At 47.4% G+C, this 14,056-nt stretch carries 14 protein-coding genes; 8 read left to right on the top strand and 6 right to left on the bottom strand.

Annotated elements, in window-relative coordinates; translation table 11 throughout:
* Nucleotides 1-49: 49 nt before the first annotated feature.
* From ACN0UN_RS01065 to ACN0UN_RS01090, 6 genes are all read right to left on the bottom strand, one after another.
* On the bottom strand, nt 50-595 hold the full coding sequence (locus tag ACN0UN_RS01065) for an SRPBCC family protein (protein ID WP_417658325.1): 546 nt from the start codon (nt 593-595) through the stop codon (nt 50-52).
* Nucleotides 595-3,681, bottom strand: a complete 3,087-nt coding sequence (locus tag ACN0UN_RS01070; RefSeq protein WP_417658326.1) for an efflux RND transporter permease subunit — start codon at nt 3,679-3,681, stop codon at nt 595-597. The genes ACN0UN_RS01065 and ACN0UN_RS01070 overlap by 1 nt, the downstream gene beginning before the upstream one ends.
* Complete coding sequence (locus tag ACN0UN_RS01075) at nt 3,678-4,730, bottom strand: efflux RND transporter periplasmic adaptor subunit (protein WP_417658327.1); 1,053 nt, start codon at nt 4,728-4,730, stop codon at nt 3,678-3,680. The genes ACN0UN_RS01070 and ACN0UN_RS01075 overlap by 4 nt, the downstream gene beginning before the upstream one ends.
* Nucleotides 4,731-4,849: 119 nt before the next feature.
* Nucleotides 4,850-5,779 (bottom strand): SPFH domain-containing protein, encoded by a 930-nt coding sequence (locus ACN0UN_RS01080; protein WP_417658328.1) that lies wholly within the window; start codon nt 5,777-5,779, stop codon nt 4,850-4,852.
* A complete protein-coding gene (locus tag ACN0UN_RS01085) occupies nt 5,776-6,246 on the bottom strand; it encodes an NfeD family protein (RefSeq protein ID WP_417658329.1) in 471 nt (156 codons plus the stop codon). Before ACN0UN_RS01085 ends, ACN0UN_RS01080 begins: the two co-directional genes overlap by 4 nt.
* Nucleotides 6,247-6,320: 74 nt before the next feature.
* Nucleotides 6,321-6,788 carry a hypothetical protein gene (locus ACN0UN_RS01090; RefSeq protein WP_417658330.1) on the bottom strand — a complete coding sequence of 156 codons (468 nt, stop codon included), beginning with the start codon at nt 6,786-6,788 and terminating at the stop codon, nt 6,321-6,323.
* A 149-nt stretch (nt 6,789-6,937) separates the two neighbouring features.
* Between ACN0UN_RS01090 and ccoN the strand changes: the two genes are divergently transcribed.
* From ccoN to ACN0UN_RS01130, 8 genes are all read left to right on the top strand, one after another.
* On the top strand, nt 6,938-8,401 hold the full coding sequence (gene ccoN, locus ACN0UN_RS01095; RefSeq protein ID WP_417658331.1) for a cytochrome-c oxidase, cbb3-type subunit I: 1,464 nt from the start codon (nt 6,938-6,940) through the stop codon (nt 8,399-8,401).
* A gap of 12 nt (nt 8,402-8,413) precedes the next feature.
* The gene (gene ccoO / locus ACN0UN_RS01100; RefSeq protein WP_417658332.1) at nt 8,414-9,034 is read left to right on the top strand and encodes a cytochrome-c oxidase, cbb3-type subunit II; all 621 of its coding nucleotides are present in this window, start codon (nt 8,414-8,416) and stop codon (nt 9,032-9,034) included.
* Nucleotide 9,035: 1 nt separating this feature from the next.
* Nucleotides 9,036-9,227, top strand: coding sequence for a cbb3-type cytochrome oxidase subunit 3 (locus ACN0UN_RS01105; protein WP_128351550.1), 192 nt, complete (start codon nt 9,036-9,038; stop codon nt 9,225-9,227).
* Nucleotides 9,220-10,167 (top strand): cytochrome-c oxidase, cbb3-type subunit III, encoded by a 948-nt coding sequence (ccoP, locus tag ACN0UN_RS01110; RefSeq protein ID WP_417658333.1) that lies wholly within the window; start codon nt 9,220-9,222, stop codon nt 10,165-10,167. Before ACN0UN_RS01105 ends, ccoP begins: the two co-directional genes overlap by 8 nt.
* Nucleotides 10,168-10,231: 64 nt before the next feature.
* Nucleotides 10,232-10,729, top strand: coding sequence for a FixH family protein (locus ACN0UN_RS01115; RefSeq protein WP_417658334.1), 498 nt, complete (start codon nt 10,232-10,234; stop codon nt 10,727-10,729).
* Nucleotides 10,730-10,732: 3 nt separating this feature from the next.
* Nucleotides 10,733-13,171, top strand: a complete 2,439-nt coding sequence (locus ACN0UN_RS01120; RefSeq protein ID WP_417658335.1) for a heavy metal translocating P-type ATPase — start codon at nt 10,733-10,735, stop codon at nt 13,169-13,171.
* Nucleotides 13,171-13,353, top strand: coding sequence for a cbb3-type cytochrome oxidase assembly protein CcoS (ccoS, locus tag ACN0UN_RS01125; RefSeq protein WP_417658336.1), 183 nt, complete (start codon nt 13,171-13,173; stop codon nt 13,351-13,353). The genes ACN0UN_RS01120 and ccoS overlap by 1 nt, the downstream gene beginning before the upstream one ends.
* Entirely contained in the window at nt 13,343-14,002 is a 660-nt protein-coding gene (locus ACN0UN_RS01130) for a sulfite exporter TauE/SafE family protein (RefSeq protein ID WP_417658337.1), read from the top strand. Before ccoS ends, ACN0UN_RS01130 begins: the two co-directional genes overlap by 11 nt.
* Nucleotides 14,003-14,056 lie beyond the last annotated feature (54 nt).

Raw genomic sequence — 14,056 nt, forward strand, 5'->3', positions numbered from 1 at the left:
AATTTTTAGACGGGATAAGTTTAGATGAGTTAAACGTAAGTGCCAGTTTTTATTGGGTAACTCGCTCAACGAAATTTTTCATAGCACCCATTTGTTCTTGCAGTACACCATCGACTGCACCAGCCCACTGACTCAAATCACTCGGAGTGTATCCGCCGACGCGGTAGAACAGCGAAAACTCAGTGCGATTATCTGCAATGGCTTTCATGCGCCACTCCATGACGCCAGTTACGCCCTCGCCTTGCAACGGACCAAGCCCGCCAAGTAAGCGAACAAGACTATTCGGCTCAACCTTTGCAACTTGCATGTGCATGGTTTCGGAGTCACCAAACGTCTCACAAAAGCACCCCATAGCGGCAGGTGTTAGCGTCATGTTTTTACCAGAGCCATACCAGGTGTGGGCATCAAGCCACCACTGGCCAATGTTGTCCGTGAGTGCACCATAGACGTCAGTAACTGGTGCATTAATTTCACGCGTAAATTCAATGGTAAACCCATTTTGGGCACTATCAATAACCTCGGCATTGGCTGGCTGCGTGAGTAACAGCCACCCAGCCAATAATCCGAGCACATTCCCTGTAGCTTGAACTTTCATTACATGTCACCTGCCTTTTCCATTTCGCTTTCGAGTCGGTTCGTTTCGTCAGCACGTGGCTTCGTGAAGCGAGCCAAGGCCAAATAAATTACAGGCGTTAAATATAACGTAAACAGAACAGCAAAGGCTAACCCACCAAATACAACCCAACCGATAGAGTTGCGCGATTCCGCGCCCGCGCCCATCGATAAAATTAACGGCAGCGCACCCAGTAGCGTTGATACCAATGTCATCATTATTGGGCGCAAGCGAATTTCAGCCGCATTTTCAATGGCTTCACGTACATTTTGCCCTTGGTCACGCAATTGGTCGGCAAATTCGACCAAGAGAATTGAGTTTTTCGCGATAAGGCCTATCAGCATAACCAGTCCAATTTGCGAAAAGATATTGATTGAGGTGCCCGTCACGTAAAGCGCGAAAAACGCTGCGGCAATACCAAATGGCACCGTCGCCATAACAACAACTGCTGAGTTGACGCTTTCGAACTGCGCGGCAAGTACCAGAAATACAATAATAAAAGCAAGAATGTACGTCAGTGCTACTTCGCGAGATGTTTCTTCATACGCCTCAGCTTCACCAAGTAACACTAAGCCAATCCCACTCGGCAGCTCCTCAGCTGCCAATTGACGTAACTGCGCAACCACATCCTCTAATGGAATAGACGTCGGCTGCTCCATGTCCACTTCAATTGCGCGGCGTTGTGCGCGACGCTCCAGTTCGGCTGGAACCCCTTCTTCGGTAATGTTGGTTAAACTCGACAGTGGCACCAGACCCGTTTCACGGGAGCCGACATACAGATTCATGATATCGGTTGGATCACGAATTAAACTGCGTTGCGCTTGCAACATGATTGGTACAGCCTGATCACCAATGTTCAGATCAGTAACATCCAACCCATTAATTGCGGCTCGCAGCGTGGTCGAAATATCACTTAATGGTACGCCCAGCTCTTCCGCACGTTTTCGGTCAATATTAACCCTTAACTGCGGCTGCGTTGGTTGATACGAAATTCGTGGGTAACCCACTTCGGGCAATTCTTCTTGCAGTCGCGCGGTAAATTTCTGCGCTGCACGGAATATTTCAGCGTAATTTTCGCCAGTTAACGCAAACTCGAGACCACCACCTTGGCCACGCAAGTTCAGGCTGTTTGAGCCAAAAGCTCGGGCTGGTGCACCTGGGATTTCGCTCAGCGGCCCACTAATTTCATCAATGATGTCTTGCTGGCTTTTGTCGCGCTCTTCCCAATCGGTAAGGCGCACCGTAATGAATACTAAATTTGGATCCCATTGGCCAACCACGGTGTTGATACTGTCAACCGCCCCGCCGTTAACGTACGGCAACAGAATTTCTTCCATTTGTTGGGCTTGGCGATCCATAAAATCGATACCTACGCCATCAGGTCCGCGCGCGAAGATACGAATTGTACCGCGGTCTTCATCAGGCATTAATTCATTATCCACCTGAAAGTATAAATATGCGGCGGCGGCCGCAATAATGCAGCTCGCTAAAAATACCCAAATAGCTTTATCGAGCGCGATATGTAAGGTTTTGCTATACGCATTGCGCAATTTTGTACCAAAGCGCTGCAGCTTTGTTTCCTTCGCAGCTTTAAGTGGTAATCGAGCGGTCAATGCCGGTACCAGAGACAACGCGACGAATGATGAAATGATGACAGCTGCAGCCAGCACACCGCCAAACTCTCTAAACAGTCGCCCCGCTGTTGAAGGCAGAAACGCAATTGGCACAAAAACCGCAACAAGCACAGCGGTTGTTGCAACAACAGCGAAGAACACTTCACGAGTACCAATAACTGCGGCGGCACGAGCGCCAAGCCCCAAGCTACGACGGCGCTGAATATTTTCAGAAACGACAATCGCATCATCGACGATAAGGCCCGTCGCCAGTACTAAGGCGAGTAATGTCAAAATATTGACGGAGAAACCGAGCACCCAAATAACGGCTATCGAACCAATAAGCGCAACCGGTATCGCTAAAGCTGGAATAATTGTTGCGCGCCCAGAACCAATAAACACCCAAAGCGTGACCACCACCAATGCAATGGTCAAAGCCAGTGAAATAAAGACTTCTTCCACCGAGCTACGAATGAATTTTGCATCATCTGAGGTGACTTGTATTTCAAGCTCCGGATACTGCAGCTTAAGTTTATCAACGAGGGCAAGCACTTCGTCGGAAATTTCGATGGTGTTAGACCGCGCTTGACGAATCACACCCAAGCCGATGACTGGTTTCCCATCAAGGCGAACCATGCTGTTTGCGTCCGCGGGGCCAAAAAACACGGTTGCAACATCACCAATTCTGGTCGTATCACGCACCACAATGTTTTCCACATCGTCAACCGATATGGAGCTCGCATCGGCACGTACAATCAATTGTTGGTCGGTTGACTTTAAACTGCCAGCCGGCACATCAAATGGCGCTTGGCGCAACACATTGGCCACGTCAGTTACGGTTAATTCGTAACTGGCAAGCCTTAAGGGGTCAAGTATTACCCGCAGAACGCGTTCTCTATCGCCATTCAGGCGTACATCGGCAACCCCGGGCACGCTTAAAAAGTTGGGTGCTAAATCGGTTTCAACGCGTTCTGTAAGCGTTTCTAAATCCAGTGTTTTACTTGAAATAGCGAGTGAAACGACCGATTGAGCATCGTTGTCAGCTTTAATTATTGCAACATTTTCAACTTCTTCTGGCAATTGCCGTTGTACTTGGCTGACTGCCTCACGAATTTCATTGGCCGCATTATCAAGATCAATACCCGGCCGAAACTCAACCACGATACGTGAGCTACCCTCTTCACTTGAAGCGCGAATTTGTTTGACACCACTGACGCGCGCCACAGCACCTTCAAGCCGACTCGTTACCTCGGTATCAACGGTTTCAGGTGCTGCCCCAGGGAAACTTCCTGAAACCGTAACGATAGGACGGTCAACATCAGGTAACTCGCGTACTTCAACGCCATTAATAGCAGCGTAACCGGCCAAGATAATGAGTAAATTTAAAACAATAATTAAGATTGGCCGGCGAATGGCCAACGACGGTAAATCGTTCAGTTGAGGCGCAAATTTCATGACTCTGACTCCGCGTCCGTTACATCACGAACGCTCTGGCCTGGACGAATGCTTTGCACCCCTTCAACAATGAGGTTATCACCCAGTTGTAGATTCCCAGTCACCAAGATGCGGCCTTCAAGACGCTGTTGAATATTCACTTCAACGCGCTGGGCTTTGCCTTCCTTTTCCACCCATACGTAGGCGCCATCAGCGCTCCACATTAATGCCGCCTCAGGTACAACCGCATAGCTATCGCCTTGATAAGCCAAGGCAACCCGAAAGCTCATGCCTGGCCGCCAGAGGTCATTACTATTATCAATTTTTGCGCGCACGCGAATGGTTCGGTTGGTGACATCAACACGCGAGTCAATGTCTATGATTTCGGCAGGTATATCGGTGTTACGGCTGGTCCAAGGGCGTACAATCAATTCTGCGTCCTGTTGTAACATTTCGATTGCAACTTCCGGAGCATTAAAATCCACATACAATTCATCACGTTGATCCAACGTTGTAATCATCGTTTGTTCAGTAATGCGGTCGCCTGCTTCAACGTCTGTTATACCTACGATGCCATCAAACGGTGCGCGTACTTGGCGGTCTTCATAAGCAACCTCAGCTTCGCGTACCGCAACTTTCAATAAATCACGCGCAGTAACAGCCACATCAAGTTCACTTTGCGATATTGCGCCTTGCTGGCGGCTCGTGGTTAAACGTTTAACTGTTCGTTCAGCGTCTTCGAGTTGAATACGCGATCGTTCAAGGTCAATCTGTTGCTGGCGATCATCTAAACGAACCAACACATCGCCGGCCTTAACACGGTCACCAGGATTGAAGTTTACCGATAACACCAAATCCCCCACCGCTGGATAAAGCGCGACTGAACGCAGCGCTTCAGCGTAACCAACAGATTCAACATTACGTTGCACACGTTCAAATCCCACCGGTTGCATCACCACCAACGCTGCTCGGTCACCGCCACCCCATTGCTGCCCGTGCGCACTATGCGGCGCAGTAAGGCCAATAACAATGAAGCTTCCGATAATTACGAACCGATTAAACAACTGCATGAAATAATATCCCAATGAAAATGATTGTGCTTTATAGGTATATATTGGCAAAATTGATCACAAAAGGTCGCTCATCTTCGATGAACGACCTTTTAGTTACGCTGGAAAGGAAAACTACATTAACTCTTTTTCTTAATAATCTCAGTAAGCCCAGCAACCGCACTGCCAATATCAGCAAGTTGTGCAGGTAAAATGAGCGTGGTGCTTTCTTTCGCTAAATTACCGAACTCTTTCACGTATTGTTCAGCAACGCGCAAACTCACGGCGTCTTGGCCACCAGGCTGTTGAATTGCGATAGCAATTTTGCCCAGGCCTTCAGCTGTAGCCACCGCGATCAATTCAATCTCGCGTGCGCGGCCTTCGGCTTCATTAATCTGCTTTTGTTTTTCAGCTTCAGATAAGTTAATAACTTCCTGTTTCTGGCCCTCAGATACGTTAATCATTGCCTGACGCTCACCCTCAGATTTAGCAATGGCTGCACGACGTTCACGCTCCGCGCGCATTTGCTGTTCGAGCGCATCTTTTATACTTAGCGGCAGCTCAATGTCAGAAATTTCGTAACGTAATACCTTGATACCCCAAGGTGAGGCCGCTTCATCAAGCGCTTGAACCACTATTTCATTAATTTTTGCGCGTTCCTCGAACGTTTTATCAAGGTCAGTCTGACCAATCACCGAGCGCATGGTGGTTTGCGCCAACTGTGATGCGGCATAACGGTAGTTATTAATACCGTAACTGGCTTTATGTGCGTCAACCACCTGAATATACAGCACACCATTTATACCAACTTGAATATTATCCCGGGTTACACAAGCCTGACGCTCAACATCAATTACTTCTTCTTTTAGCGTATGCTGATAGGCAACTTTGTCGATAAAAGGAATTAAAAAGTGAAAGCCTGAATCAAGCGTGCGGTTATATTTGCCTAGCCGCTCAATGACATAGTTAGAGCGTTGCGGAACAATCCGGGCTGACTTGAGAACAACAATAATAACTGCAATAGCAAAGCCAATTGCTAATACCGTTTCTACATTAAAAGTAGCATTCATGAATTACCTTCCTTCGTTTGAACGGGCATCCGTTTCTTTTGCACAGTGAGTTGAATGCCTTCATTAGCAATTACCCATGCGGTGTCGCCGACTTTCAATTCATCTTCCGAAAAAGCATCCCACTGCACCCCATTTAATAAAACGCGGCCCGCGCCATGTTTGAACTCTTTCACAACCGTAACACGCGCACCAATATCACGTTGAAAATTAGGTTTGGTTTCATCATGATCGGCCGTGTAGCCCGTAAACCACTGCTTTATACGGCCTCGGGCCAACAACAATGTTACCAAGCTCACAGTTCCGAAAACTGCAAACTGAATTGATATTTCCTCAATCAATCCCCAGTGAACTAAAAGCCCGGTTACAATAGCACCTATGCCTAGAAACACTGCAACCACGCTGGTTAACATGAGTTCGGACAAAATTAGCACTACGCCCACTAAAATCCATAGTAATGCAATAGACATGTAGTCACCTTGTAGCCAAATGTTATTTTTAAAAATATATCATGCGCATAAGCTTTACACTTGTAATATTTGTTTCAATTAGTTTCGGTCGTAAATTCGAATCGATAAACGCCCTGCTCGTTTCCATCATTCCGTTGCCACGGAACACTAACCCGCCAGCGCATTGATGGCTCAGTACAGGCGCCTAACTGAAATTTAGCCTGCCATTGCGTTGCGTTTATCCGCGACACTTGAACGGGCATATAGCCCATATACATGCTCACGCCTTCAACCCGCCCCTGCTGCAGTTGAAATGCTTCAGGTGCTTCAAAAATCACAAGTATTTCTTGCTCCACCTGGAGTTGATCAGGATCAATTTTATGGAAGATTTTTTTATTTGAACTATCCTCAACCCTGTGCGCTCGCTGTTCACAAGCGGTTAACATAATCAGGCTACAAAGCACGAAAATAATGACCATATGTTTCATGTGGGTATAAATGACCTTAAAATAGGAAATAAAATAGTTGTCTAAAAATTCGCCAAGCGCCTGTATACCGCGCATTTTTCCTGTTTTCAGCCTATTTTTCTTGCTGTAAAAATCGTAAAATAACGGCGTTTGTCAAACTACCGACATGGGAACCGACAGGCAACCTTATTATATGTCACGTTACTCTGTCTTAAACTTTCAGAGCATCAACGCGGAAAACAAAAATGAGCCAAACGAATCCACTACAGATTGAATATAACCTAAAGGTTGTAAGGCAGTTTGCCATTATGACCGTTATTTGGGGAATCATTGGCATGACAGTGGGCGTATTTATTGCTGCCCAGCTGATCTGGCCAGAATTAAACTTTGACACGCCTTGGCTAACCTACTCCAGGTTACGTCCATTGCATACCAACGCGGTGATTTTTGCATTTGGTACATCAGCACTTATAGGAACATCGTTTTATATTGTTCAGAAAACATGTAAAACCGCGTTGTTCTCAGATAAGTTGGCTAGTTTTGTGTTTTGGGGCTGGCAAACGGTAATCGTTCTCGCCGTAATTACCTTGCCTATGGGGTTGACCAGCTCAAAAGAGTACGCCGAACTTGAATGGCCAATTGATATTTTAATCGCACTCGTTTGGGTCGCATACATTATTGTATTCTTTGGTACGTTGGTTAAGCGCAACACTTCACATATCTACGTTGCCAATTGGTTTTACGGTGGCTTTATTGTCACGATAGCCGTGCTTCATATCGTCAATAGTATGGTCGTTCCGGTATCGTTCACGAAGTCGTACAGTCTCTACGCAGGCTCAGTGGATGCCATGGTGCAATGGTGGTATGGCCATAATGCTGTGGGCTTCCTCCTTACTGCGGGCTTCTTGGGTATGATGTACTACTTCGTACCTAAACAAGCCGAACGTCCAGTTTATTCATATCGTTTGTCGGTCGTTCACTTTTGGGCGTTGATTTCACTTTACATCTGGGCCGGTCCGCACCACTTGCATTATACCGCGCTGCCTGACTGGACCCAGTCACTGGGCATGGTTATGTCGGTGATTCTATTCGTACCTTCATGGGGCGGTATGATCAACGGTATCATGACCCTGTCAGGTGCATGGCATAAGCTGAAAACCGATCCAATTTTGCGCTTCCTTATCGTTTCATTGTCGTTTTATGGCATGTCTACCTTTGAAGGTCCAATGATGGCCATTAAGTCGGTGAATGCTCTTTCACACTACACCGACTGGACAATTGGCCATGTGCACTCAGGCGCGTTAGGTTGGGTCGCAATGATTACCATCGGCTCGTTGTACTATTTGATTCCACGCTTGTGGAGCCAAACGCAAATGCACAACATACGTTGGATTAACATTCATTTCTGGTTGCACACCATAGGTGTTGTGCTCTACATCGTTGCGCTATGGATTTCAGGCGTAATGCAAGGTCTGATGTGGCGAGCAGTGAATGCAACTGACGGTACGCTTACCTACAGTTTCGCAGAAAGCGTCGTGGCGTCCTATCCGTTCTGGTTCATCCGCTTTGTTGGTGGCCTATTTATTGTAGCGGGTATGGTCTTAATGGCGGTTAACGTGTATCGCACCGTTCGCGCAGGCAAGCCAACTGTTGAACATGTTGAAGCAGTTGCCCATGCGCCCGCCTCAACAGCTACTCAGTCAGCGTAAGGAGTCGATTCAATGAGCAAAAACATTAAACACGATTTCGTTGAAAAGCGCGTTGGTTGGTTAGCAGTATTAATGACTATTGCTATTTCAATCGGCGGCTTGGTCGAAATCACGCCACTGTTGTTCCAAAAGCAAACGAACGAACCAGTAATTGGGTTGGAACCTTATACTGCATTGCAAATGGAAGGTCGTGATATATACATCCGTGAAGGGTGCAATAACTGTCACAGCCAGATGATTCGTCCATTCCGTTCCGAAACCGAACGTTATGGTCACTACTCGCTTGCGGGTGAGCACGTTTGGGAACGCCCATTTTTGTGGGGTTCAAAACGGACAGGCCCTGATCTTGCTCGCGTTGGTGGTCGTTATAGTGATGAATGGCACTACGTTCATTTGATGAACCCTCGTGATGTGGTTCCTGAGTCGAATATGCCAGGCTTCCCATGGCTTGCTGAGAATACGCTTGATGGCGAATTAACAGCAAAAAAACTTGAAGTATTCCGCAAATTTGGAGCGCCTTATACCGACGAGGAAATCGCCGGTGCACAGGCAGCAGTGCAAGGTAAAACCGAAATGGAAGCCTTGATTGCTTATCTGCAAGTGCTCGGAACTGGCTTGACGCAGGCTAAGTAAGATGGATTACATCACTTGGCGTAGTTTTTACACCGTTTTAGTTTTCGTACTGTTCATTGGTGTAGTTTGGTGGGCGTTCAGTAAAGGTCAAAAGAAACGTTTTGACGAGGCTGCCAACTCTATTTTTGATGAAGATAAAAAATCGTCAGTAACCAAGGACACTACTAAACAGGAGTCGAAGAATAATGAGTAGCTTCTGGAGTGCATGGATAATTGTGCTAACTTTGGCCTTTTTGGTCGGTATTATCTGGCTTCTTCGCTGGAATATGACCAACTATACGGGTATCAAAGAAGGCGAGTTAATGGACCACGAGTTTGATGGCATCGTGGAAATTAATAACCCGATGCCACGCTGGTGGACAATATTGTTCTGGATCACCATCGTGTGGGGCTTTTTATATTTAGCTCTGTATCCAGGTTTGGGTAACTTTGCTGGCCTGCTTGGCTGGAGCAGCTCAAACCAGGATGTGCGTTCTTTAGAAGAGTCAAAACAAGCAACTAAAGCAGCACATGAAGCTGGTTTAATTGTTGAGTATGACCGCCAAATTGATCAAGCCGAAGAAAAGTTTGGTCCGGTCTTCGCGGCGCTTTCTGAGCGTTCCGTTGAAGAACTTTCGCAGGATCCGGAAGCGGTTAAAATTGGTCAACGTTTGTTTATCCAAAACTGTGCGCAATGCCATGGTTCTAATGCTATGGGCGGTAAAGGCTTCCCTAACCTAACTGACGACGATTGGCTTTACGGCGGAACCCCTGCTGATATCAAACAATCGTTAATTGCAGGTCGTAACGGTATGATGCCGGCACAAAGCCAGTTCAATGAACAACAGATTACCGAACTTGCTACGTATGTTATTGGCCTAAGTGGTCGTAAAGTTGACCCTGAACTTGCCAAAGCAGGTGAGGCTAACTTTGCGGTATGTGCGGCATGTCATGGCCAGGATGGTAAAGGGAATCAAGCGCTTGGCGCGCCAAACTTAACCGACAACATATGGTTATATGGCGGTTCACAAGACGCAATTGAAGAAACCTTACGCAATGGGCGTAATGGCGTCATGCCAGCTTGGAAAGATATTCTCGGTGAGGATAAAATCCATGTAATAAGTTCGTACGTTTACGGGCTCTCGCAGGACTAAACTAAAGACCCCGCTGCTGCGGGGTTTTTTCTTTTAATTAGAATTAAATTGAGGTCAATGTCGCATGGTAAAACCTTGGTATAAGCAGTTTTGGCCGTGGTTCCTAATGCTCATTCCGTTTTCAGTTATCGTCGCGATGATTATTACGCTGACCGTTGCGAGCAGTTATGGCGATAACCCGATGGTTGTTGATGACTACTATAAGAAAGGCCGCGGCATTAATGCACAAGTTGAAAAAGTTCAAGCCGCACAAGCGTTGAATATCGAGTTCGCATTTAATCAAACAGATAACCGTTTTACACTTTCTTATTCAAGTGGCGCGCCAAGCCAGTTAACAGCGCTTCGCGTAAGCTTTTATCACAGCACCTTAGCTGATAAAGATTTTTCGGTAACCTTAACGGCGGATGGCCAAGGAGTCTACCGCGGTGAGATACTCAACAATCAAGAAGGTAAATGGACCATTACCATTACCCCGTTCGACAACAGCTGGCGTGTTTCACAGCAAGTGAATTTACCCGCCTACCGAGAGCTTGCAATAAAACCGTTAACCTACGGCGTTTAATTCATGAGTGCTTCGTTACCACAGCCACCGGAAGGCCAATGCTTCCATTGTTTGCAGCCACTGCCGAATGACGGTGGCTACCGTGTGACGATTGATGATCATGACTATTCAGTATGCTGCTACGGCTGCCAGGCTGTAGCAGAAACTATTGCGCAACAGGATTTACTGCATTTTTATCGCTATCGAGACACCAGCAACCCGCTTCAGGTGCCTTTGGTTCCAGAAGAGTTGCAACAGCTTAAAGCATACGACGACCACGAACTACAGAAGCAATTCACGCGTGAAACCGACGGAATTCGGACTATTAGCTTGTCTATCGAGGGGATGACCTGCTCGGCCTGTGCGTGGTTAATCGAGCAACACGTGAAACGCCTCAAAGGTGTTCAGCACGTTCAAGTTAATGCCACCACCGAACGCGTGCAAATTTCCTGGCGCCATGATCAGCTCCAACTCAGCCAAATTCTGCAAGCAATTGCTGAACTCGGTTATCGCGCTTTACCGTTTCAGTCAGCAACGCAAGAACAAGCCTTCAAGAAGCGCCGCCGCTACTTTGTCACGCGCTTAGGCGTTGCGGGCATCGCCACCATGCAAGTAATGATGCTAGCTATTGGCCTTTACTTCGGGGTGGTTAGTGATCTTGACCCGCAGTTGCGACAGTTTATGTGGTGGATAAGCCTATTTATGGCAACACCTGTATTACTCTATAGCGCCCAACCCTTCTATATTGGCGCTATTCGCAGCATTCAAGCGGGCCAACCCAATATGGATGTTCCGGTTACAGTCGCCCTACTGTCAGCATACGGTGCAAGTGCCTACGCAACCTTCATAAACGAAGGTGAAGTGTATTTTGAATCCGTGGCTATGTTTACCTTCTTTTTGTTGGTTGGCCGCTACTTCGAGTTATTAGCGCGGCAAAAGGCAATCAGCGCCTCGGCCAACTTGGTTAAACTGCTGCCCGCCATCGCGCAGCGTGAAGATAGCGCGGCGAAACTAACCTCAGTGCCGGTTAGTCAGTTGCAAATTGGCGATATCATTCAAGTACTTCCCGGCGCCACCATTCCAGCTGATGGCGAGCTACTGACGCAGCAAGCAGGCGTAAATGAAAGCCTGTTAACCGGCGAAAGCAGGTTGATAATGAAACGTGAAAGAGATCCTGTTCTTGCGGGCAGTATTAACAAAACACAGCCGATTCGCATTAAAGTTACAGCAACCCAGCAACAAACTGTATTGGCGAGTATTATTGAGCTACAAGACTTAGCCTTATCGCGCAAACCAAAACTGGCGCGCGTCGCCGAGCGCATGGCAAGCAAATTCGTGGTACGCATATTGATGCTGGCCGCAGCAACCTTCTTGATTTGGACGGTAATAGACCCTACGCAAGCATTTTGGGTCACCTTATCGGTACTTGTTGCCACCTGTCCATGCGCGCTCGCTTTAGCTGCCCCTACAGCAGTAACAGGTGCCATTCATAAGTTGAATAAATCCGGAATATTGCTGCGAAACGCAGATGTGTTGCAAATATTACCTGATGTAAAAACCGTCTTTGTCGATAAAACTGGCACCTTAACCACCGGCGAGTTTTCGCTGCAAGCCACCCACTTTCATAGCTCAGAGCACCAACCTGAAGCGATTAAAGAGTTGGTTCAATCGTTAGAGCTTACCTCTGAGCATCCGTTAGCAGCGCCGCTGCAGCAACTAACCGAACAACAGGCGAAAGTTTCTGCTGTGCACCATGAATCCGGGCTTGGTATCGAAGCGACTTGGCATCCACATTTGGCAGCGACAAACACCACCACACCAATTCGACTCGGCAGTCTCAGATACATTCAGCACTGGCACCCTACTTTCACGCCAACGTTGGATTTGGCGCAAGTATTTGTCGCCACACCAACAGCAGTATTGGCTGAGTTTTATGTTGGCGACAAGTTACGCGACGACACCAAAACCACGGTAGAAGCGCTGCAACAGGCTGATATCCGCGTCATTATGCTCACAGGAGATAGCACCAACCTTGCTACACAAGTCGCAGATCAGCTGGGTATTCAACATGTATTTGCCAATTGCCTGCCAGCGGATAAGCTCGCGCATTTAACCAAAGCCCAGCAGGACGGCCCAGTTGCAATGATCGGGGATGGTTTAAATGACGGCCCAGTGCTTGCACAAGCCGATGTTTCAATTACCTTCGGCCATGCTGCTGACTTGGCGCGTACCGCATCGGATGTGGTGCTGCTACGAAATCAATTCAGTGCGTTACTCGAATTTCGCACCATCACCCAAAAAGCACGGACAATACTGCGACAAAATATCCTATGGGCTTTAATTTACAATATTGGTATTCTGCCTGTTGCGATGGCAGGATTCGTGACACCTTATATTGCCGCTATCGGCATGTCAGCGAGCTCACTCATCGTATTGCTTAATTCACTAAGGTTGTATCGCTAATGGACAGTCTTTACGTTTTAATACCCATCGCAATTCTATTCGTACTTATAGCCGTTGGCGTTTTCTTGTGGGCCGTTCGTAGTGATCAGTTTGAAGACCTCGAGCGTCAGGGCATGAATATATTGCTTGATGACCAGCCGCAAAAAAAGAAACCCGAGAACTCTGAACCTGATGACCATTGATATTTTTGCCGCAATACTCATGGGGCTAGCCGGCGCAGGGCATTGCATCATGATGTGTGGCGGTATCGCGGGCGCTTTTGCTGGCCGTGTAAATAGCCTTCAACTACTAACCTACAACGTCGGGCGTATTGTGTCTTACAGCATTGCAGGCGCGCTTATCGGTGCTGCCGTTAGCAACCTTGCCGGATTTGCAGAGAACGGTTTAGTTGGATTGCGAATAGTTGCCGCGTTCATCCTTATTTTGTTTGGTCTCTACTTGGGGCATTGGTGGTTCGGTTTGCGTTACCTCGAACGCTTAGGGCAACCACTATGGCGGCAGCTGCAACCCCTTGCATCACGCATGCGTGCCAGTCATTCGTATCCAATGCTATTCAGCGCTGGAATGCTATGGGGGTGGTTACCCTGTGGTTTGGTTTACAGCGCCTTGAGCTGGGCCGCAGTCAGCGGTTCCGCAACGAATGGCGCACTGTACATGGCTGCTTTCGGCGTCGGCACGCTGCCTGCTATGTTTGCCTTTGGTTGGTTAAGTCATAGTCTGCAGCAATTTCTCAAATCCAAAGGTTTTCGACAATTGATGGGTGCGATAATGATTGTTTACGGCTTGTGGACATTGATTATTGCCTTGCGTCAATTACACCTCATAAACTAACTTGGCTGTTTAACCTTTTGTTAGCTAAACTCAACGCATTGAGTGACTGGTATA

This window comes from Pseudidiomarina sp. (assembly GCF_048267825.1).
Lineage (GTDB): Bacteria > Pseudomonadota > Gammaproteobacteria > Enterobacterales > Alteromonadaceae > Pseudidiomarina.

Bases quoted from the DNA above. Each gene is read 5' to 3' on its own strand.
- ACN0UN_RS01120 (WP_417658335.1), top strand. From the start codon at position 10,733: ATGAGTGCTTCGTTACCACAGCCACCGGAAGGCCAATGCTTCCATTGT.
- ACN0UN_RS01075 (WP_417658327.1), bottom strand. From the start codon at position 4,730: ATGCAGTTGTTTAATCGGTTCGTAATTATCGGAAGCTTCATTGTTATT.
- ACN0UN_RS01130 (WP_417658337.1), top strand. From the start codon at position 13,343: ATGACCATTGATATTTTTGCCGCAATACTCATGGGGCTAGCCGGCGCA.
- ccoS (WP_417658336.1), top strand. From the start codon at position 13,171: ATGGACAGTCTTTACGTTTTAATACCCATCGCAATTCTATTCGTACTT.
- ccoP (WP_417658333.1), top strand. From the start codon at position 9,220: ATGAGTAGCTTCTGGAGTGCATGGATAATTGTGCTAACTTTGGCCTTT.
- ACN0UN_RS01085 (WP_417658329.1), bottom strand. From the start codon at position 6,246: ATGTCTATTGCATTACTATGGATTTTAGTGGGCGTAGTGCTAATTTTG.
- ACN0UN_RS01090 (WP_417658330.1), bottom strand. From the start codon at position 6,788: ATGCGCGGTATACAGGCGCTTGGCGAATTTTTAGACAACTATTTTATT.
- ACN0UN_RS01065 (WP_417658325.1), bottom strand. From the start codon at position 595: ATGAAAGTTCAAGCTACAGGGAATGTGCTCGGATTATTGGCTGGGTGG.
- ccoO (WP_417658332.1), top strand. From the start codon at position 8,414: ATGAGCAAAAACATTAAACACGATTTCGTTGAAAAGCGCGTTGGTTGG.
- ACN0UN_RS01070 (WP_417658326.1), bottom strand. From the start codon at position 3,681: ATGAAATTTGCGCCTCAACTGAACGATTTACCGTCGTTGGCCATTCGC.
- ACN0UN_RS01115 (WP_417658334.1), top strand. From the start codon at position 10,232: ATGGTAAAACCTTGGTATAAGCAGTTTTGGCCGTGGTTCCTAATGCTC.
- ACN0UN_RS01080 (WP_417658328.1), bottom strand. From the start codon at position 5,779: ATGAATGCTACTTTTAATGTAGAAACGGTATTAGCAATTGGCTTTGCT.
- ccoN (WP_417658331.1), top strand. From the start codon at position 6,938: ATGAGCCAAACGAATCCACTACAGATTGAATATAACCTAAAGGTTGTA.
- ACN0UN_RS01105 (WP_128351550.1), top strand. From the start codon at position 9,036: ATGGATTACATCACTTGGCGTAGTTTTTACACCGTTTTAGTTTTCGTA.